The organism is Rhodococcus sp. A14 (genome assembly GCF_011603105.1).
GTDB lineage: Bacteria > Actinomycetota > Actinomycetes > Mycobacteriales > Mycobacteriaceae > Rhodococcus_F > Rhodococcus_F opacus.
This window is the reverse complement of the sequence record NZ_JAAOQS010000091.1, coordinates 1-18,732: the sequence shown is the minus strand read 5'-3', so window position 1 is coordinate 18,732 and position 18,732 is coordinate 1. Positions and strand designations below refer to the sequence as shown.

Sequence of the window (18,732 nt, the reverse complement as noted above, 5' to 3'; positions counted from 1 at the left end):
GGTCAGTTCGTGCGGTGCTCGACGTCTCCGTGTGCGTTGCCGGTGCGCAGGCCGATCAGGGCCGCGGCGACGAGGAAGATGCTGCCGGTCAGCAGCGCTCGCTGGAAGCCGAGGGTGAGTGCCTCGGGCACAGGCGAATTCGCTGCGAGCAGATGCTGTGAATGTGACGTGGCGATCGCGGCGAAGATCGCGAGACCGAGTGCGCTGCCGACTTGCTGTGAGGCGTTCAGCAACGCTGCCGCGAGCCCTGCCTCGCCGGCAGGCACACCGGCGTTGGCTGCGGTCGTGACGCCGACGAAGACGGCGCCGAGACCGAACGACACGATCATCAGCCCGGGCAGTAGATCGCTGAGATAGGAGCCGTCGACGGGGATCCGGGACAGGAGGTAGAGGCCGGCGGAGGCCACCAGCGCTCCCGCGACGACGACGGGACGGGTTCCGGTCCGGGTGAGCACCTGGGAGGAAATCCCGGCGGCGACACCGACACCCAGGCAGAGCGGGAGGTAGGCCGCACCGGTCTGGATGGGGGAGTAGCCGAGAATGTTCTGCATGTAGAGAGTCAGGAAGAAGAACATCGCGATGAGACCCGCAAAGGCGATCAGCCCCGTGACATTCGCGGCGGCCAGACCTTTGACGCGGAAGATCGACAGCGGCAGCAGGGGGTGCGGGCTGCGCTGCTCGTTGATCACGAACGCCACGATCAGCACGAAGGCACCGACGAACCCGGCGATCGTGCGGGCGGTGCCCCATCCCTGGTCGGGTGCCGTCACCAGGGCGTAGACGAGCAACAGCATCCCGCCGGTGCCGAGCACACTGCCCGCGACGTCGAAGTCCGCGAACCGGGCGCGGCGCCGGTCGCCGGGAATGAGCGCGAAGACCGCCGGAAGCACGAGCGCGCACGCGACAGGGTTGACGAACAGCACCCATCGCCAGCCCGGCCCCTCGGTGAGCACGCCGCCGAGAAAAACACCGACGGCGGAAGCGAGACCACCCACTCCGGCCCAGACGCCGAGCGCGGTATGCCGTTCGGGACCCTCCTCGAATGTCGTCGTCAGAATCGACAGCGCAGCCGGAAGCATCAGTGCCGCACCGACACCCTGGGCGAGTCGCGCCCCGATCAGGACTTCCGCGCTCCCGGCGAATCCGCCGATCAACGACGACAGCCCGATCACGACGGTGCCGGTGACGAGCACACGACGGCGACCGAGCAGGTCGGCCAGGCGGCCGCCGAGCAGCATGAATCCGCCGTAGGTGAGGAGGTACGCGCTCGGGACCCATTGCAGTTCCTGAACGGAGATGTCCAGGTCGCTGCGCATGTCGGGCAGGGCGATGTTGACGATGGATGCGTCGACGAAGTCGAGAAATGCCACGGCGCACAACAGCGTCAGCGTGAGTGTGCCGCGAGCGGTGGAGAGAAACGGGCGTGCCGGGGTCGATCGCCCGACCCGGGAGGTGTCGCTGACTGGGATGTTCATGTCCAAGCCTTCCTGTGCTCAGGGTCCGTGTGGGAAGACGCCGCGTTGCGCGCCGTCACTTCTATGACCGTCGGCCCGGCGGCGATGTGACCGCGCCGCGACTGCGTCGCGAGTACTGTCGGAACCCGGCAGATCACGGAAACGGGAGGCTGGCATGGCTGGACGGTTCGAAGGCACTGTTGTGATCAACCGCCCCGTCGAGGAAGTGTTCGAGTACCTCGCTGCCGGGGTCAACGACCGGGACTTCAGTCCCCGGGTGCAGGAGATCGTGAAGAAGACGGACGGTCCGCCGGGTGTCGGCACCATCTTCGTCAGCACCGTCAAGGACGCCGGGATGACCACGAAGCGGGAGTTCGAGATCACCGAATTCGAGGTGCCACGGAAGATTCGCTGGGCGGAGCGTTCGAAGAATTCCATCACCGCGAAAGAGGGTGGTTACGACCTCGAACCCTCGGGCGCAGGCACCAAGGTGACGATCTTCAACGTGCTGGAGGGTCACGGAATCGGAAAGCTGATCGCACCTCTCGCCCTTCGAGCGGCCCGGAAGGACGCACCCGCTTTCGCACAGCGGATCAAGGCCGCCGCGGAAAGGTGACCTGCCCTACCGTGCCGGAATGACGAGCGCCAGTACCTGATCGACGTTGTCCGCGAGGCTGTCCGCCGCGGTGTCGTCGCCCGACAGATGCCGTCCGAGGCTCTGCTGGAACAGTCCGTCGAAGACCGCGTACATGGTGGCCGGGGCGATGGTGATCGTGCGCCCCGCCAATTCCGCGTACCGGGACACGATGCGCCAGATCATGTCTTCGAGACTCTTGTCGATCGCCGCGACGTCTGCGCGGAACGACTCCTCGAACAGCGACTGCGAGCGCAGGTCGTACCAGAGGCGATGCATGGTGGCCTCGTCGCGGAGCGAATCCACCAGCACCCGGCCGAATCCTGCCTTCAACTCCTCGGGAGTGTGCGCTGTGGCGACCACGCCGTCGTATCGCGTGACGCACCGGGCCTTGTAGTGCCGCACGCAGTGCGTGATCAGATCGACCTTGTCGCTGAAGTAGTAGTGCAGGACGCCGTGGGAGAACTCGGAGTTCTGGGCGATCTCCCGGAGGCTGGTGCGGGCGTAGCCGAGTTCCGAGAGCGTCTGCAACGCGGCCTCGGCGAGCTGATCCCGGCGCTCGGCGAATTTGTCGACCTGGCGGCGCGAGACCCGATCGGCGTTCTTCTCGGCGACGGGTGTCACGGCTTCTTCCTGTTCGGCTCACATGGTCCAGCACGGTGTGCATCAGTCTAGCCCGCGTTCCTTGACGACTGTGTAACAAAAACTTGACAGTCGTCAAGAGAATTCTTGACAGTCGTCCAAACTCGAATACTCTGTGATCCACACCACATTGCGGACTCGATCTCGTGACGTGGTTTCCGCGAATCGTCTCGTACGAAGGCAGGTCGGAATGAGCGTGAGTGATCTTGCAGGACGGAAAGCGCTGGTCACCGGTGGTGCGAAGGGGTTGGGCGCCGGTATGGCTGCCGCCCTCGCCGACGCCGGTGCGGCGGTCGTGATCGGCGACGTCCTCGAGGAGGAAGGTCGCGCGACTGCCGACTCCGTCGGGAAGTCCGGTGCCGCCACCGGATTCGTGAAACTCGACGTCACCGACGACGGCAACTGGGAGCGTGCCGTCGCTGCGACCGTGGAGCAACTCGGCGGATTCGACCTCCTCGTCAACAACGCGGGCATCGAGATCTCGTCCCTCGTGGTCGACATCGACCCCGCCGACATTCGCCGGATGTGCGACGTCAACATTCTCGGTGTCGCACTCGGCCTGAAACACGGTCTGCGCGCCATGCGTCCCGGAGGCGCGGCGGGAGCGGGCGGGGCGATCGTCAACGTCTCCTCGGTGGCCGCGACGATCCCGTTCCCGGGCATCGCCGGGTACTCCGCCACCAAGTCGGCCGTCGACCGGCTGACCAGGGTCGCGGCCCAGGAGGCCGGCAAGCTGGGGTACGGCGTCCGCGTGAACTGCGTGTACCCCGGGCTGGTCGCCACGGAGATGGGACTCGGGCTGGCTGCCGACATGGAGAGGCTCGGGCTGTGGCCCAGCGCCGACGCCGCGGTCGCCGACGTGATCGGCCTGACTCCGCTCGGGCGGCTCGGCGAGGTCGCGGACATCGCCGACACCGTCGTCTTCCTGGCCTCCGACGCCGCTCGCTTCGTCACCGGGATCGGCCTGCCGGTCGACGGTGGCATGGGCATGTAACCGATCTCCCCGGACTTTTCTCCCATTCTGAAAGGCGCGTCATGACCGACAAGAAGCCCGTCATCGTCTACGGAGTCTCCGGTTACACCGGGCGGCTCGTGTGTGAATACCTGCGCGAGTTCAACATTCCGTTCATCGCTGCGGGACGGGACAAGAAGCGGATCCAGGAAGTGCTCGACCGCATTCCCGGGCTGGACACCGTCGACCACGAGGTGGTCGAGGTGGAGCACACCGTCCCGGCGCTGACCGAACTGTTCAGCGGTGCACGGGTTGTCAGCAACATGGTCGGCCCGTTCATCAAGCACGGTGCCGTCGTCGTCGAGGCGGCTCTTGCCGCGGGTTGTCACTACACCGACACGACCGGTGAGCAGGACTGGGTTCTGGACGTGCAGGCGAAGTTCGGCGACAAGTTCGCGGAGAAGGAGCTGCTGCTGTCTCCGGGCGTCGCGCAGATGTACACCACGGGTGAGATCGCCGCGAACATCGCGCTGGAGACGCCGGGGTTGGACACTCTCGACATCCTGGTGTTGTGGAAGGGTTTTCCCACCTACGCGTCCACGCAGACGATCTTCACGATCCTCAAGGCCGACTGGTACTACCTGGAACAGAACCGATACCAGAAGTGGGACCCTGGTACCACATTCGAGGTCGTGGTGCCGGGGCAGCACCAGATGGCCCTCGCGCTGCCGTGGGGCGGCACCTGTCATCCCGTGTGGTTCAAGGACGATCCGCGGGTGGCGAACGTGAAGGCGGCAGGCGGCGTGTTCGACCGTTCCGTGATGGAGGGTGTCGTCGCGACGCAGAAGATGGTCGAGGAGCAGATCAAGACCCTTCCCGCGGACGAGCAGGACGCGGCGCTCGCGGAGATCGCCGGCTCCGTGCAGGCGGGAATGCCGCCGAGGGAGAACCCGCGCGTCAACACGTCGCTCGACTCCGTGTACGCGTCGGGCCCGCTGGGTCGGGCGCACTGCGTCATCCACGGAAACTGCAATTACAAGCAGACGGGGCTCCTGCAGGCGTACGCCGCGTACTCCCTGTTGCAGCAACCCCCGAAGCGAACCGGTCTCGCGTCGGCGTGCCAGGCGTTCGGGCATCGCGAACTCCTGGGAGTCCTGCGCAGCTTCGGTCTCGTGATGGAGCCGGTTCTCACCGTGCAGAGCTGACCGTCCCGGCCGCGACTTCGAGGAGGACCGCACCATGCGCTTGACCGACTACCTCGACAAGGGTGCCTCGCTCGGTCCGTCGTCGCCGTGCCTGACGATGGGCGACCGGACACTGACGTACGCCGATGTCCAGGACCTGAGCCGGCGCGTCGCGGCCGGGCTGGCACGGTCGGGGATCGGCGCGGGCGACAAGGTGGCCGTCCTGTCCGGCAACGACCCGGCCGCGTTCTCCTGCGTGTTCGGGATCAGCCGGGCGGGTGCGGTGTGGTGCCCGATCAACCCGCGGAACGAGGCGGCGGAGAATCGGGACCTGCTCGACCTCTTCGACTGTCGCTGCCTGATCTTCCAGAAGGCGTTCGCGCCCCTGGTCGATCGGATCCGGCAGCAGTTGCCGCTGCTGACGACCCTTGTGTGTCTCGACGGCGACGAGGAGTACGCCCACCCGTTCGACGACTGGCTGGGCACCGAACGTCTCGACGTCGCTCCCGTCGACGACCTCGCGCTGATCGTCGGCACCGGCGGGACGACGGGGAAGCCGAAGGGGGTGATGCTCACCGGCCGGAACATCGAGACGATGTCTGCGCTGACCCTGATGAGCTACCCGTTCGACGGCAGACCGGTCTACCTCGCCCTCGCGCCGTTGACGCACGCGGCCGGTGTCCTGTGTTTCCCGATCCTCACCCTCGGCGGGCAGGTGGTCATCATGCCCGCGCCCGACCTGGGGCAGTTCCTCGCACACATCGACCGGGACCGGGTCACCCACACCTTCCTTCCGCCGACCCTGATCTACATGCTGCTGGACCACGCAGACCTGGAGACGACGGACCTGAGTTCGCTGCAATGCTTCTGGTACGGCGCGGCGCCGATCTCGCCGACCCGGCTCGAAGAAGCGCTGACCCGCATCGGGCCGGTGATGGCCCAGCTGTTCGGGCAGAGCGAGGCGCCGATGATGATCGCGACGATGGCGCCGAAAGACCATTTCCATCCGGACGGGTCGGTCGCGACCGCCCGGCTGAGCTCCGCGGGCAGGCCCTCCCCGCTGGTCACCGTCGCGATCATGGACGGGCAGGGGACGCTGCTACCTTCCGGTGAGCGCGGCGAAGTGGTGGTGCGCAGTTCGCTCGTCATGACGGGGTACTACAAGAATCCCGTTGCGACGCAGGAGGCGTCGGCGCACGGCTGGCATCACACGGGCGACATCGGGTACCTCGGCGAGGACAACTTCCTGTACATCGTCGACCGGGCCAAGGACATGATCATCACCGGCGGATTCAACGTCTATTCCGTCGAAGTGGAACAGGCGCTCATGGCGTACCCCGGAATCCAGGACTGCGGGGTGATCGGGCTCCCCGACGAGAAATGGGGCGAACGTGTCGTCGCCGTCGTCCAGTCCCGAGCCGGAACACCGATCGAGGCCGAGGCACTCACGGCGTTCGTGAAAGCGCGCATCGGCAGCGTGAAGACCCCGAAGGACATCCTGGTCTGGCCCGATCTGCCTCGTTCCACACTGGGGAAGGTCCTCAAGAACGAGATCAGGCAGCAGCTGCTCGACTGACGGCGGGCGCGGGGTTCGAAACGCGGGGGTTCGGAGCGTGGGTTTCGCCGCGACTGGCGATACTGTCGGGTGATGGTGAATGGGCACGCACTGAGCAGGGGACGGCTCGCCGACGCGCTGGCACGCTTCGAACCACGGATCGTGGACCCGACGAATCGGCGGTCCGCGGCGGTCGTGATCGCCGTGATGAACGACGGCGCCGACGGTCAGGCCGTTCCGCTGACCATGCGCCCGAGCAAGATGCGCGCGCACCCTGGGCAGTTCGCGTTGCCCGGCGGCGGAGTGGATCCGGGGGAGACCGGTGAGGACGCCGCCCGGCGTGAGCTGCACGAGGAACTCGGCCTCGACGTGGAGCCGTCCGCGGTACTCGGCAGGCTCGACGACTACGTCACCCGCTCCGGGTACGTCATCACACCGTTCGTCGTGTGGTCGGACCAGCCGATCACGTCGCTCGTCCCCAATCGGGAGGAAGTGGCGGAAGTGTTCTCGGTGGGCGTTCCCGAGATCGACGCGGAGCCGCGCTTCGTCGAGATCCCCGAATCGTCGAAACCGGTGATCCAATGGCCGTTCCGGCGTCACCTCGTGCACGCCCCGACAGGCGCGGTCGTGTACCAGTTCCGGGAGGTCGCGCTGCACGGCAGGCACACCCGGATCGACGGTTTCGACCAGCCGGTCTTCGCCTGGCGTTAGCGAGACCACGTCGAGGGGGAGGCGACTAATCTCACGGTTCGTGACCTTCTTCGAGTCTCTCGCCCGCAAGCTCGACCGCACCGGTGTCGACCCCGTCGTCTGGCACGCCCCGCCGCCACCACCTCAGACGGGAGTGCTCGCGCCCAACGGGATGCTCGACGACGAGCATCGCTGGACCCTCCCCACCGGGGAAGGCCCGGAGGACGTTGCTGTCGATCACGACGGCCGGGTGGTCACCGGAGGCAACGACGGCCGGATCTGGCGGTTCGACAGCCGCGGACACGCCACCGAACTCGCGAACACCCACGGTCGGCCCCTCGGGGTCGAGATACTCGACGACGGCCGATTCCTGATCTGCGACGCCGAGCGCGGTGTGCTGCGAGTCGACGACACGGGACGCATCGACGTGCTCGCCGACGCCGCGGCCGGGCGTCCGCTCGTGGCGTGCAACAACTCGGCGGTCGGCCGGGACGGCATCGTGTACTTCACCGACTCCTCGGCGCACTTCACGATCGCCGACCACCGCTACGACCTTCTCGAGCACCGCGGGACCGGCCGCCTGCTGCGTCTGGACCCGCGGACGGGGGAGACCGACCTCCTGGCCGAGGGACTGCAGTTCGCCAACGGCGTGGGACTGGCCTCGGACGAATCGTTCGTCCTCGTCGCCGAGACCGGCTCGTACCAGATCTCCCGCGTCGACCTGACCGGCCCGTCGCAGGGCAGGACGTCGGTGTGGGCCGCGAATCTGCCCGGCATACCGGACAACATGACGTCCCAGACGTCTGACGGCCTGTTCTGGGTGGCGCTCTACGGTCCGCGGATGCGGTTGCTCGACCTGCTCGCGCCCTACCCCACGCTGCGCATCGTCGCGGCGAACCTGCCGGAGTCGGTGCAACCGAATCCGGAGCACACCGGCTGGGTGATCGCCCTCGATCACCGCGGCGAGATCGTGCACAGCCTGCGCGGAGGGAAGGGCAGCTATTCCCCCATCACAGGTGTGCGGGAGCACGACGGGTGGCTGTACCTGGGAAGTCTGACCTCGGACGCCGTCGCGCGCGTCCCGGCCCCACCCCGACCGGGGCTCGCGCCGGGCGAGTGACACGGTCGGACGGACGGGACGATCGACTGAACACCAACCCGGTTGTGGAAGAGTGGCGAGAGCGGTGCGACGAGCGCCCGAAGACAGGTCCGCACTCGACGCTGGGGAGATTTTGGTGAATTCGGTGGACCGGGACACTGCGCGGTCGGACCGGATCGTGACCGTCCCGAACCTCCTGAGCGTGGTTCGACTCCTCGGCGTGCCGCTGTTCGTGTACCTGCTGCTCGTCACCCATTCCGACGGGTGGGCGCTCGCGATCCTCATGATCAGCGGCTTCACCGACTGGCTCGACGGCAAGCTCGCGCGGATCCTCGACCAGTCGTCGAAGCTGGGCGCGCTGCTCGACCCCTTCGTCGATCGCCTCTACGTCGTCACGACGCTGGTGACATTCGTCCTGCGTGGATTCATCCCGTGGTGGGTGGCGGCCATCCTGATCGGCCGCGACGCCGTTCTCGCGCTCACGCTGTTGATCTACCGACGGCGCGGTCTGCCACCCCCCGACGTGATGTACCTCGGCAAAGGTGCCACGTTCCTGCTGATGTTCGCGCTGCCGATGACCCTCGCGGCGCACGGTGACTGGAGCATCGCGACCGTGGCGCAGCCGCTCGGCGCTGCGCTCCTGATCTGGGGCACGGTGCTGTACGTGTGGACCGGAATGCTCTACACCGTGAACGCGCTGACCGTCGCGCGCACCGTTCCCGTGCGAGGACCGGGCGGCGAGGAACGCGAGGGCCATTGATGAAACGGACAGATTCCGGCATTCGCAGGAATCCGGTGCCGTCCCTGCTGCGGTCTCTGATGAACGATCATCTGGACCCCGGGTACGAGGGTGCGGCCGAGGATCGTGAGCAGGGACATTCACGACAGACGCGGGTCGGTCAGCAGGTGTGGATCGCGATCGGCGCGCTGCTCGTGGGGCTCGTGCTGTCGGTCGCCTACCGGCAGGCCACCGAACGTATCCCCGGCACCGAGCAGGTGCGGTCCGAACTCCTGAGCAAAGTGCAGGACGCCGAGGATCGGGCGGGCGCCCTCGCCGCCACCCGGGACACGCTGTCGACGCAGACCGACGACGCGCGCGCCACCGCGCTGGCCGGCGACGCCCGAGGTGCGGCACTGCTCGACGAGCTTCGCGGACTCGAGGGAGATGCCGGAGTCGAGGCCGTGCACGGTCCCGGCCTGACCGTGACGTTGACGGATCCCGCGGCCAAGCCCAACCTGTCCGACTCGTCCCAGCGCAGTGTCGGGGGGAAGGCCGTGGTGCTCGACCGTGACCTCCAGTCGGTGGTCAATTCGCTGTGGGCGAGCGGCGCCGAGGCCATCGCGGTCGGCGACGTGCGGATCGGCCCGTCGGTGACGATCCGCCAGGCGGGTGGCGCGATGCTCGTGGACAATCAGCCGGTGTTCTCGCCGTACGTGGTCTCGGCAATCGGCCCGCAGGGGCCGATGCAGACCGGATTCGTGGTGAGCGACGCCTATCTCAGGATGTCCAGCGTGGCGCAGTTGTACGGCATCGGCTTCGCGGTGGCGGAGGCCGACGATCTCCACCTGCCCGCCGCCCCGGCGCGGGAAGTGCGGGCAGCCCGGGAAGTGGGAACACGATGACAACGGCGGAGTCGAATGGAGGCGTCACACGAATGAAGGCAGCACTGAAGGGCGGATCCGCGATCTACGGGGTGCTCGCCCTGATCGTGGGCATCGTGCTGGGCGTGGTGTTCAGCCCGCAAGTGCCCGACGCCGTGCAGCCCTACCTGCCCATCGCCGTCGTCGCCGCGCTCGACGCGGTGTTCGGCGGACTACGCGCGTACCTCGACGAGATCTTCGACTCGAAGGTGTTCGTCGTCTCGTTCGTGTTCAACGTCCTGGTGGCGGCCCTGATCGTGTGGCTCGGTGACCAACTCGGTGTGGGAACCCAGCTGTCCACCGCGATCGTCGTCGTGCTGGGCATCCGCATCTTCGGCAACGCGGCCGCGCTCCGGCGACGTCTGTTCGGGGCGTGATCGCGACGTGAGCGGACACGAGGGCAGACACGAACTCCACGGGAACGAACCGGCGACGTCGCAGCGATCGCACGTCGTCTTCGCCCTGCTCGCCGCGCTCCTGCTCGGCGGGCTGGGAATCGCGATCGTGACGCAGGTGAAGAACACCGGGTCCGGCGACACCCTCGACTCGGCGAGCCCCGCGGATCTGCTGGTCGTCCTGGACACGCTGAACCAACGGGAGGCGGCCCTGCGGCAGGAGATCGCATCGCTGGAACAGACCTTGGCAACGTTGCAACAGAGCGGCAGCTCCGGGGCGGCGCTCGACGAGGCGCAGGCCCGGTTGACGGCGCTGTCGATCCAGGTCGGCAGCGCACCGGCCACCGGCCCCGGGGTGACGATGCGCGTCACCGACCCCAACAAGGGGGTCGGCTCCGAGGTTCTGCTCGACCTCGTGCAGGAATTGCGTGCCGCCGGTGCCGAAGCCGTCCAGATCCAGGGGGCGGACGGCCCGCCCGTCCGGATCGGCGTCGACTCCTGGGTGTCCGGTTCGGCCGGCGGTGTGTCGGTGGACGGCCGGAAGGTGAACGCCCCCTACGGGGTGGTCGCCATCGGCGATCCGCCCACTCTCGCGGCGGCCCTGAACATTCCCGGCGGGGTGGTCGACACGGTCGCGCGCAGCGGCGGGCAGCTGACGATCGAACAATCGCAGCAGGTCACGATCTCCGCCTTGCGAGAGGCGAAACCTCGCCAATACGCTCAGCCCGGAAATTGATCTTCGCATCCGCCCGCGGATTGCCATCGAAAGGAAGCCACTGTGAGTGAGCTCGAAATCCCCGCCGATCGTCGGTACACCGCCGAACACGAGTGGGTCGAGCGGACGGGGCCCACGACGGTACGCGTCGGCATCACCGATTTCGCGCAGTCCCAGCTCGGCGACGTCGTGTTCGTCCAGCTTCCGGCGGTCGACGAGGCAGTGACGGCGGGCGAATCGTTCGGCGAGGTGGAATCCACCAAGAGCGTCTCCGACATCTTCGCCCCGCTGACGGCGAAAGTCGTTGCCGCCAATGCCGATCTGGACGGCAACCCGGAACTCGTGAACTCCGCGCCCTACGGGCAGGGGTGGCTGGTGGACCTCGGCGTCGACGACGAGGCGACCCTCGACGCGGCACTGGCCGAAATGCTGGACGCCGCCGGCTATGCAGACATCACGGCAGGATAATTTCCCGACAACACGCGAAGCGGTAATCGGATAGTTTCGGAAGATGCCGACAGCCCGGAAAACGGGGTTGCCGGACAAAATCCGCTGTCGGAATACCGGTTCGTAATGTGCTGGCGGCCTGTCTCACTACACGCACCGGCGTGCGCAGGGTACGGTCGATGTTGAACGCATGTGCCGTGTCGGGGCGCAGGTCCGTAGTTTGAATGTGATCGTGGGAGTTTGCACAGAAGTTAATGTGCACGGGAACCGAATTATGTAGTACCGAGTGGCATTGCGTAGTCCAGCGAATCTTGCTGGATGATCGAACTAGGAGGAGAAACGGTGAGCGAGAACGGCAACGACGCGGTCTATGGGGAGACGCCGGCGGAAACCACGTCGGTCTTCCGCGCGGACTTTCTCAATGAGCTCGACAGCTCCTCGGCAACCCAGGCTCCGGAAGCCCCGGTGTCGGGTGTGGAGGGACTGCCCGCGGGCTCTGCTCTGCTCGTCGTCAAGCGTGGACCGAACGCAGGGTCGCGCTTCCTGCTCGACCAGCCGACGACGTCCGCAGGACGGCACCCCGACAGCGACATCTTCCTCGACGACGTGACCGTCAGCCGTCGTCATGCGGAGTTCCGCCAGGAGGACGACGAGTTCCAGGTGGTCGACGTCGGCAGCCTCAACGGCACCTACGTCAACCGCGAGCCGGTCGACTCGGCTGTCCTGGCGAACGGTGACGAGGTCCAGATCGGCAAGTTCCGACTGGTCTTCCTGACCGGACCCCGGACCACGGCCGGTGGCTCGCAGATCGGTGAGACGTCAGCTGGTGCGGGTAGCCAATGACCGCGGTGCGGCAGCAGCAGGCGCAATCGGGGATGTCGATCGGCTCCGTGCTGGATCGACTGCGCCCCGATTTTCCTGATGTGACGATCTCGAAGATCCGATTCCTCGAAGCCGAGGGTCTCATCAGCCCCCAGCGCACACCCTCGGGGTATCGGCGTTTCTCGATCGCCGACTGTGAACGACTGCGCTACGTCCTCACTGCGCAGCGTGATCAGTATCTGCCGCTGAAGGTCATCAAGGAGCAGCTCGAGGCCATCGACAGAGGTGTGGCCACGGTCGGCGCAGGCGATTCGTCGCCGCGCCGGCCGCGCGCGCTCACCGTGGCCCCGGGCGAGGTGTCCCCGGAGGAGTTCCGCACCGACCGCGAGGTGCGGATCAGTCGCGACGACCTGATCTCCCGGGCGGGAATCGACGAGAAGTTCCTCGGCGAACTGACCCGCGGAGGGCTGGTCGTTCCCGGGCCGGCGGGGTTCTTCGACGAGGACGCGGTGACCCTTGCGCGCACCGCGAGGGCGATGTCCGAATTCGGACTCGAGGTGCGGCACCTGAGGGCGTTCAAACTGGCGGCCGACCGCGAGGCCGGGTTGGTCGCGCAGATCGCCGGACCCGTCGCCAAGGGCCGCGACGCCGGCGCACGTGATCGCGCCGAGGAGATGGTGCGCGAACTGGCGGCCCTGTCTCTGACGTTGCACACCTGCCTGGTGAAGTCGGCAGTCCGGGGTGCGCTCGATCGGTGAGCTGAGCTCGCCGACCGTCCCAACTTCCCAACGACGCTGCGCTCGAACGGCTGTACGGTCGAAGAGCAGACACGAATCGAATAGAATCCTGGTACGGCATTGTGTGCCGCGGACGGACCATTGCAGGGTGGAGGCAGACGCGATGAGCGAAATGCACGTGATCGGAGTTCGTGTCGAGCAGCCCCAAAACCAACCTGTTCTGCTGTTGCGTGAAACCGACGGCGAGCGGTACCTGCCCATCTGGATCGGCCAGACCGAGGCCACCGCGATCGCACTCGAACAGCAGGGCGTCGAGCCGGCGCGTCCGCTGACCCACGACCTGATCAAGAACCTGATCGAAGCCTTCGGCCGCACGCTGAAGGAAGTTCGCATCGTGGACCTGCGCGAGGGCACGTTCTACGCCGACCTCGTGTTCGACCAGAACACCCGCGTCTCGGCCCGCCCGTCCGACTCCATCGCCATCGCACTGCGGATCGGGGTACCGATCTTCGCCGAGGAGGCGGTACTCACGGAGGCCGGTCTGGTCATGCCCGACGAGCGCGAGGACGAGGTCGAGAAGTTCAAAGAATTCCTCGAGTCCGTGTCGCCGGACGATTTCAAGGCCACTGACGGCTAGATTGCACCTGCGGAAGAGCCTCGGGCGCGCAGTAACGGTTGAGGTTCTTCCGGCGCGTTGCGTTGACCCCGTCTCTTCGGAGTCATAGCGTTCGGTGCAGTGATTATCTGCCCTGCAGATTGTATCGGGCGTACGCTGAGTAGGTTCAGGGTACGGACTTGCTCGATGTCACTGGTGGCGCTTGCGCCGCTCGATGTGCTGCGGCTGTGCCGCGGACACTGGCGACGCGCGTCACAGGCGCACTGATCGTCGGGTTCAGTGCAACATGCGAGAGGGAGTAGTCAGTGGGAGATCGGCCGCAGGAGAATGCGCTGAATCTTGCGCCCGGCGACAACGTTGCCGAGTCCGAATTCAGCTCCGAGGAGATCCAACCGGGCCTCTTCCCGGACGATTCCGTGCCCGACGACCTCGTCGGATACCGCGTCCCCATCGCCTGCCAGATCGCGGGAATCACCTACCGCCAGCTCGATTACTGGGCTCGCACATCCCTCGTCGTGCCGTCCATTCGCGGCGCAGCAGGTTCGGGCAGCCAACGGCTGTACTCGTTCAAAGACATCCTCGTCCTCAAGATCGTCAAGCGTCTGCTCGACACCGGAATATCCTTGCAGAACATCCGCGTGGCCGTCGACCACCTCCGTAAGCGCGGAGTGCGGGACTTGGCCAAGATCACACTTTTCTCGGACGGGACCACGGTCTACGAGTGCACCTCGCCCGAAGAGGTCGTCGATCTGCTCCAGGGCGGGCAGGGCGTCTTCGGTATCGCGGTGAGCGGTGCAATGCGCGAACTGACCGGCACCATCGCCGATTTCCCGGCCGAGCGCGCGGACGGCGGCGCGAGCGAGCAGAGCCCCGAGGACGAACTGGCGTCGCGGCGCAAGAACCGCGCGAGCCGCAAGACGGGCTAGCCCGCATCCATCGGAGCGCGGCGCTGCCTGCGCCGCCACCTGCAGCCGTGACATAGACTGGCGGTGCGTCGACGCCGTGCGGGAGAGTTCCGGGCACTGCAAACACAGAAACATCGTGTGTGCGGGAGTTCGGGCGCCGAAGGAGCAACACCTCCCCGTCAATCTCTCAGGCAGACAGGACCGTGCGGGCTCCGACGTCTCTGGAAAGCGGTGGGAGCACCCACCCGCCCACGGGGAAAGGGCCGTCTTCACACGTGAACGACGGTACCGAATCTCTCAGGCGCTCGACTCGAGCAGGCGACAGAGGGGGAGGGACGTTCCGCTACGCGGGGCGTGTCCTGATCCTCCGAACTGCTTGGGAGTTGTCGTGATCGACGCTGGAAGCCGTACATTCGCCGATCGTCATGTCGGCCCGAACGCTGCGGAACTCGCGCACATCCTCGAGCTGGTCGGAGCCGATTCGCTCGACGACCTCGCGTCGAAGGCCGTCCCCGCCGTCATCCTGGACGGGGTCACGGGCGGCATCGCCGACGGCCTCGACTCACTGCCCGCACCGGTGTCCGAGCACGAAGCGCTCGCCGAACTGTCCGCACTCGCCGCGCAGAACACCGTGGCGACGTCCATGATCGGTCTCGGCTACTACGACACCCTCACCCCGCCGGTCCTGATCCGGAACATCATCGAGAACCCGGCCTGGTACACGGCCTACACGCCGTACCAGCCCGAGATCAGCCAGGGCCGCCTCGAAGCCCTCCTCAACTTCCAGACGATGGTCGCCGACCTGACCGGCATGGAGGTCGCCAACTCGTCGATGCTCGACGAGGCCACCGCCGCCGCCGAGGCGATGACACTGCTGCGCCGGGCGAGCAAGAGCAAGTCCCCGCGGTTCGTCGTCGACGCCGACCTGTTCCCGCAGACGCTGGCCGTCGTCGAGACCCGGGCCGAGCCGCTCGGCATCGAGATCGTGGTGGCCGATCTGTCCGCCGGCCTGCCGGACGGTGACTTCTTCGGCGTCCTCGCACAGATGCCCGGCGGGTCCGGCCGCATCGTCGACTACACCGACGTGATCGCCGCCGCCCACGAGCGCGGCGCACTGGTCGCGGTCGGGGCGGATCTGCTCGCGCTCACCCTCCTCACCCCGCCCGGCGAGATCGGGGCCGACGCCTGCTTCGGCACCACCCAGCGGTTCGGTGTCCCCATGGGCTTCGGTGGCCCGCACGCCGGCTACCTCGCCGTGCACACCAAGCACGCACGTCAACTCCCCGGCCGTCTGGTGGGCGTCTCCGTCGACGCCGACGGTGACAAGGCGTACCGGCTGGCGCTGCAGACCCGGGAGCAGCACATTCGCCGTGAGAAGGCGACGTCGAACATCTGCACCGCACAGGTGCTGCTGGCGATTCTGGCGGCAATGTACGCCAGCTACCACGGCGCCGAGGGCCTCAAGGCGATTGCCCTGCGCGTCGCGAACACGGCGCACTCCCTGGCGGACGCACTCCGCAAGACCGGGGCGGTCGTCGTCCACGAGCACTTCTTCGACACGATTCTCGTGCGAGTCGACGGCCGGGCGGCGGACGTGGTGGCGAAGGCGAAGGACGCCGGCATCAACCTGCGGCTCGTCGACGCCGATCACGTCGCCATCGCGTGCGACGAAGCCACCACCGACGACGACGTCGCCCACGTGCTCGCGGCGTTCGGCGGCGAAGGCGCCGTGACCGAGGAAGCGGGCACGTCCGTCCCCGACTCGCAGCTCCGCGGATCCGACTACCTGCAGCACGAGGCGTTCACCCGGTACCGCACCGAGACGGCGATGCTGCGCTACCTGCGGGCGTTGTCCGACAAGGACATCGCACTCGACCGCAGCATGATCCCGCTCGGTTCCTGCACGATGAAGCTCAATGCCACCGCCGAGATGGAAGCGATCACCTGGCCCGCGTTCGCCGGACTGCACCCGTTCGCGCCGACCGGGGACACACCGGGAATCCTCCGCATCATCAAGGACCTCGAGAACTGGCTCGTCGCCGTCACCGGCTACGACGCGGTCAGCCTGCAGCCGAATGCCGGTAGTCAGGGCGAGTACGCGGGGCTGCTCGCGATCCGCAACTACCACCTCAGCCGCGGAGACGACCACCGCGACACCTGCCTCATCCCGTCGAGCGCCCACGGCACCAACGCCGCATCCGCGGTCATGGCCGGGATGCGCGTCGAGGTCGTCGGGTGCCGCCCGAACGGTGACGTGGACCTGGACGACCTGCGGGCGAAGATCGCCGACCATGCCGAGCGCCTCGCAGCGATCATGATCACCTACCCGTCCACACACGGTGTGTACGAGCACGAGATCGCCGACATCTGCGCGGCCGTCCACGACGCCGGCGGCCAGGTGTACGTCGACGGCGCCAACCTCAACGCCCTGGTCGGCTTGGCCCGCCCCGGCCGGTTCGGCGGCGACGTGAGCCACCTCAACCTGCACAAGACGTTCTGCATCCCGCACGGCGGGGGTGGCCCCGGTGTCGGTCCGATCGGTGTGCGGTCCCACCTCACGCCGTTCCTGCCCGGACATCCGCTCGCACCCGAACTCGGCACCGCCGGACCGATCTCGGCGGCCCCGTACGGCAGTGCGTCGATCCTGCCGATCACGTGGGCGTACATCCGGATGATGGGCGCCGTCGGGCTGCGTCGCGCAAGCCTGACCGCCATCGCCTCGGCCAACTACATCGCGCGCCGCCTGGACGAGTACTTCCCCGTCCTCTACACCGGCGAGGGCGGAATGGTGGCCCACGAATGCATCCTCGACCTCCGGCCGATCACCAAGGACACCGGTGTGACCGTGGACGACGTCGCAAAGCGCCTCGCCGACTACGGTTTCCACGCACCGACGATGAGCTTCCCGGTGGCGGGCACCCTGATGGTGGAGCCCACCGAGAGCGAGAACCTCGAAGAGATCGACGCCTTCTGCGAGGCGATGATCGCGATCCGCGCCGAGATCGACCGCGTGGGTGCGGGGGAGTGGCCGGTGGACGACAACCCGTTGCGCGGCGCCCCGCACACGGCCGGATGCCTCGCAGCGGAGTGGAACCACCCCTACACCCGTGAGACGGCGGTGTTCCCCCGCGGCAAGGCACGGCCGAAGGTGTGGCCGGCGGTCCGGCGCATCGACGGCGCGCACGGCGACCGCAACCTCGTGTGCTCCTGCCCGCCGATCTCCGCGTTCGAAGGCGCCTGACACCGACGATGCCCGGCCCGCTCACGCGGGTCGGGGATCGGTCGCTCAGTCTTCGCGCACCAGCTCGAGGATCGTGATCTCCGGTGGGGCGGCCACGCGCACGGGCGGACCCCACGTGCCCACACCGCGAGTGGTGTACAGGACGGTGTTCCCGATGCGGTCCAGTCCCGTCACCGACGGCTGCTGCAGCGGCACCAGATAACCCAGCGGCCACATCTGCCCGCCGTGGGTGTGCCCCGACAGTTGCAGGTCGACACCGAGGTCGGACGCTTCCAGTGCCTGCCGCGGTTCGTGCGCGAGCAGCACGACGAACGTCGACGGATCGCGTCCGGCGAGCGCGGCGGATAGATCGGGTTCGTACGGGGCGGGCGAGGAGTAGTCGTGGATGCCCGCGATGTCGAGAGTGGCGCCGCCTCGGGTGATCGTCGCGCGCTCGTTGCGCAGCGTCCGGATGCCCAGTCGGTCCCACACGTCCAGCCATCGGCCGCCGTCGTCGGCGTAGAACTCGTGATTGCCGCTGACACCGAACACCCCGAGCGGGGCCTCGACGTCGCCGAGCGGTTGCAGATCGGGCGATACCTTCGCGACGGTCCCGTCGACCAGATCGCCCGCGATCGCGACGAGATCCGGCTGCTCCGCGTTCACCAGGTCGACGACACGCCGAGTGAAATCCACTCCTCGCGCCGGGCCGACGTGGAGGTCGGACACGAGCGCCACACGCACACCGTCGAACTCGGCGGGGAGACGTTTCAGCGGCACCCGAACCCGCACGATCCGCGGCCGCGCGGCCTCCGACACCCCGTAGCCGGCGGCGCCGACGGCACCCACCACGACGACGGCGGTGGCGATGCGCAGGCCGCGCCGCCGTGACAGATCGACCTGTTCGCCGTTTCCGGTACCGCGCAGGCGGCCGAACAGGCGCGTCAGCAGTGACACCAGTGCGACCAGCAGAAGCCCGAGCACCAGATAGAACATCGCGCCGAGCCACACCCAGCCCACCCAC

Annotated in this window: 19 protein-coding genes and 1 riboswitch; of the genes, 16 read left to right on the top strand and 3 right to left on the bottom strand. The window is 67.3% G+C overall.

The annotated features are described in order from the left end of the window. Window positions 1-2: 2 nt before the first annotated feature. Window positions 3-1,475 (bottom strand): MFS transporter, encoded by a 1,473-nt coding sequence (locus G9373_RS33775; RefSeq protein ID WP_167119158.1) that lies wholly within the window; start codon window positions 1,473-1,475, stop codon window positions 3-5. Window positions 1,476-1,629: 154 nt separating this feature from the next. Here G9373_RS33775 and G9373_RS33770 point away from each other — a divergent pair, with 154 nt between their 5' ends. After that, window positions 1,630-2,070 (top strand): SRPBCC family protein, encoded by a 441-nt coding sequence (locus G9373_RS33770; RefSeq protein ID WP_043787937.1) that lies wholly within the window; start codon window positions 1,630-1,632, stop codon window positions 2,068-2,070. A 6-nt stretch (window positions 2,071-2,076) separates the two neighbouring features. Here the strand turns inward: G9373_RS33770 and G9373_RS33765 are convergent, their stop codons facing one another. Continuing rightward, window positions 2,077-2,712, bottom strand: a complete 636-nt coding sequence (locus tag G9373_RS33765; RefSeq protein WP_005562883.1) for a TetR/AcrR family transcriptional regulator — start codon at window positions 2,710-2,712, stop codon at window positions 2,077-2,079. Between the two features lie 208 nt (window positions 2,713-2,920). On the opposite strand from G9373_RS33765, the gene G9373_RS33760 reads away from it, so the two are divergent. The 15 genes from G9373_RS33760 to gcvP all read left to right on the top strand — a co-directional run bounded on the left by G9373_RS33760 (window position 2,921) and on the right by gcvP (window position 17,729). Beyond that, a complete protein-coding gene (locus G9373_RS33760; RefSeq protein ID WP_005562885.1) occupies window positions 2,921-3,724 on the top strand; it encodes an SDR family oxidoreductase in 804 nt (267 codons plus the stop codon). Window positions 3,725-3,765: 41 nt separating this feature from the next. Next, a complete protein-coding gene (locus G9373_RS33755; RefSeq protein WP_054246663.1) occupies window positions 3,766-4,887 on the top strand; it encodes a DUF5938 domain-containing protein in 1,122 nt (373 codons plus the stop codon). 34 nt (window positions 4,888-4,921) lie between these two features. Then, complete coding sequence (locus G9373_RS33750) at window positions 4,922-6,442, top strand: long-chain fatty acid--CoA ligase (protein ID WP_054246664.1); 1,521 nt, start codon at window positions 4,922-4,924, stop codon at window positions 6,440-6,442. Window positions 6,443-6,514: 72 nt separating this feature from the next. After that, on the top strand, window positions 6,515-7,132 hold the full coding sequence (locus G9373_RS33745; RefSeq protein WP_005264193.1) for a CoA pyrophosphatase: 618 nt from the start codon (window positions 6,515-6,517) through the stop codon (window positions 7,130-7,132). A 40-nt stretch (window positions 7,133-7,172) separates the two neighbouring features. Next, window positions 7,173-8,231, top strand: coding sequence for an SMP-30/gluconolactonase/LRE family protein (locus G9373_RS33740; RefSeq protein ID WP_167119155.1), 1,059 nt, complete (start codon window positions 7,173-7,175; stop codon window positions 8,229-8,231). A 115-nt stretch (window positions 8,232-8,346) separates the two neighbouring features. Further along, complete coding sequence (locus G9373_RS33735; RefSeq protein ID WP_005562894.1) at window positions 8,347-8,970, top strand: CDP-alcohol phosphatidyltransferase family protein; 624 nt, start codon at window positions 8,347-8,349, stop codon at window positions 8,968-8,970. Then, the gene (locus G9373_RS33730) at window positions 8,970-9,833 is read left to right on the top strand and encodes a DUF881 domain-containing protein (protein ID WP_005264196.1); all 864 of its coding nucleotides are present in this window, start codon (window positions 8,970-8,972) and stop codon (window positions 9,831-9,833) included. Before G9373_RS33735 ends, G9373_RS33730 begins: the two co-directional genes overlap by 1 nt. A 32-nt stretch (window positions 9,834-9,865) precedes the next feature. Then, window positions 9,866-10,228, top strand: coding sequence for a DUF1290 domain-containing protein (locus G9373_RS33725; protein ID WP_005264197.1), 363 nt, complete (start codon window positions 9,866-9,868; stop codon window positions 10,226-10,228). Between the two features lie 7 nt (window positions 10,229-10,235). Then, window positions 10,236-10,982, top strand: a complete 747-nt coding sequence (locus G9373_RS33720) for a DUF881 domain-containing protein (protein ID WP_005562896.1) — start codon at window positions 10,236-10,238, stop codon at window positions 10,980-10,982. Window positions 10,983-11,024: 42 nt separating this feature from the next. After that, on the top strand, window positions 11,025-11,429 hold the full coding sequence (gene gcvH, locus G9373_RS33715; protein ID WP_005562897.1) for a glycine cleavage system protein GcvH: 405 nt from the start codon (window positions 11,025-11,027) through the stop codon (window positions 11,427-11,429). Window positions 11,430-11,750: 321 nt separating this feature from the next. Continuing rightward, window positions 11,751-12,251: a glycogen accumulation regulator GarA gene (gene garA, locus G9373_RS33710; RefSeq protein WP_005243122.1), complete on the top strand. Its 501-nt coding sequence runs from the start codon at window positions 11,751-11,753 to the stop codon at window positions 12,249-12,251. Next, window positions 12,248-12,988: a MerR family transcriptional regulator gene (locus G9373_RS33705; RefSeq protein ID WP_005264200.1), complete on the top strand. Its 741-nt coding sequence runs from the start codon at window positions 12,248-12,250 to the stop codon at window positions 12,986-12,988. The genes garA and G9373_RS33705 overlap by 4 nt, the downstream gene beginning before the upstream one ends. Before the next feature lie 142 nt (window positions 12,989-13,130). After that, a complete protein-coding gene (locus G9373_RS33700; protein WP_005264201.1) occupies window positions 13,131-13,604 on the top strand; it encodes a bifunctional nuclease family protein in 474 nt (157 codons plus the stop codon). 284 nt (window positions 13,605-13,888) lie between these two features. Next, window positions 13,889-14,509 carry a MerR family transcriptional regulator gene (locus G9373_RS33695; protein WP_005243116.1) on the top strand — a complete coding sequence of 207 codons (621 nt, stop codon included), beginning with the start codon at window positions 13,889-13,891 and terminating at the stop codon, window positions 14,507-14,509. Between the two features lie 69 nt (window positions 14,510-14,578). Beyond that, window positions 14,579-14,702, top strand: a riboswitch (glycine riboswitch). 174 nt (window positions 14,703-14,876) lie between these two features. Continuing rightward, window positions 14,877-17,729, top strand: a complete 2,853-nt coding sequence (gene gcvP / locus G9373_RS33690) for an aminomethyl-transferring glycine dehydrogenase (RefSeq protein WP_005562898.1) — start codon at window positions 14,877-14,879, stop codon at window positions 17,727-17,729. A 45-nt stretch (window positions 17,730-17,774) separates the two neighbouring features. On the opposite strand, the gene G9373_RS33685 is transcribed toward gcvP, so the two are convergent. Next, the coding region (locus tag G9373_RS33685) for a metallophosphoesterase (RefSeq protein ID WP_167119152.1) at window positions 17,775-18,732 on the bottom strand (958 nt) is incomplete at its 5' end.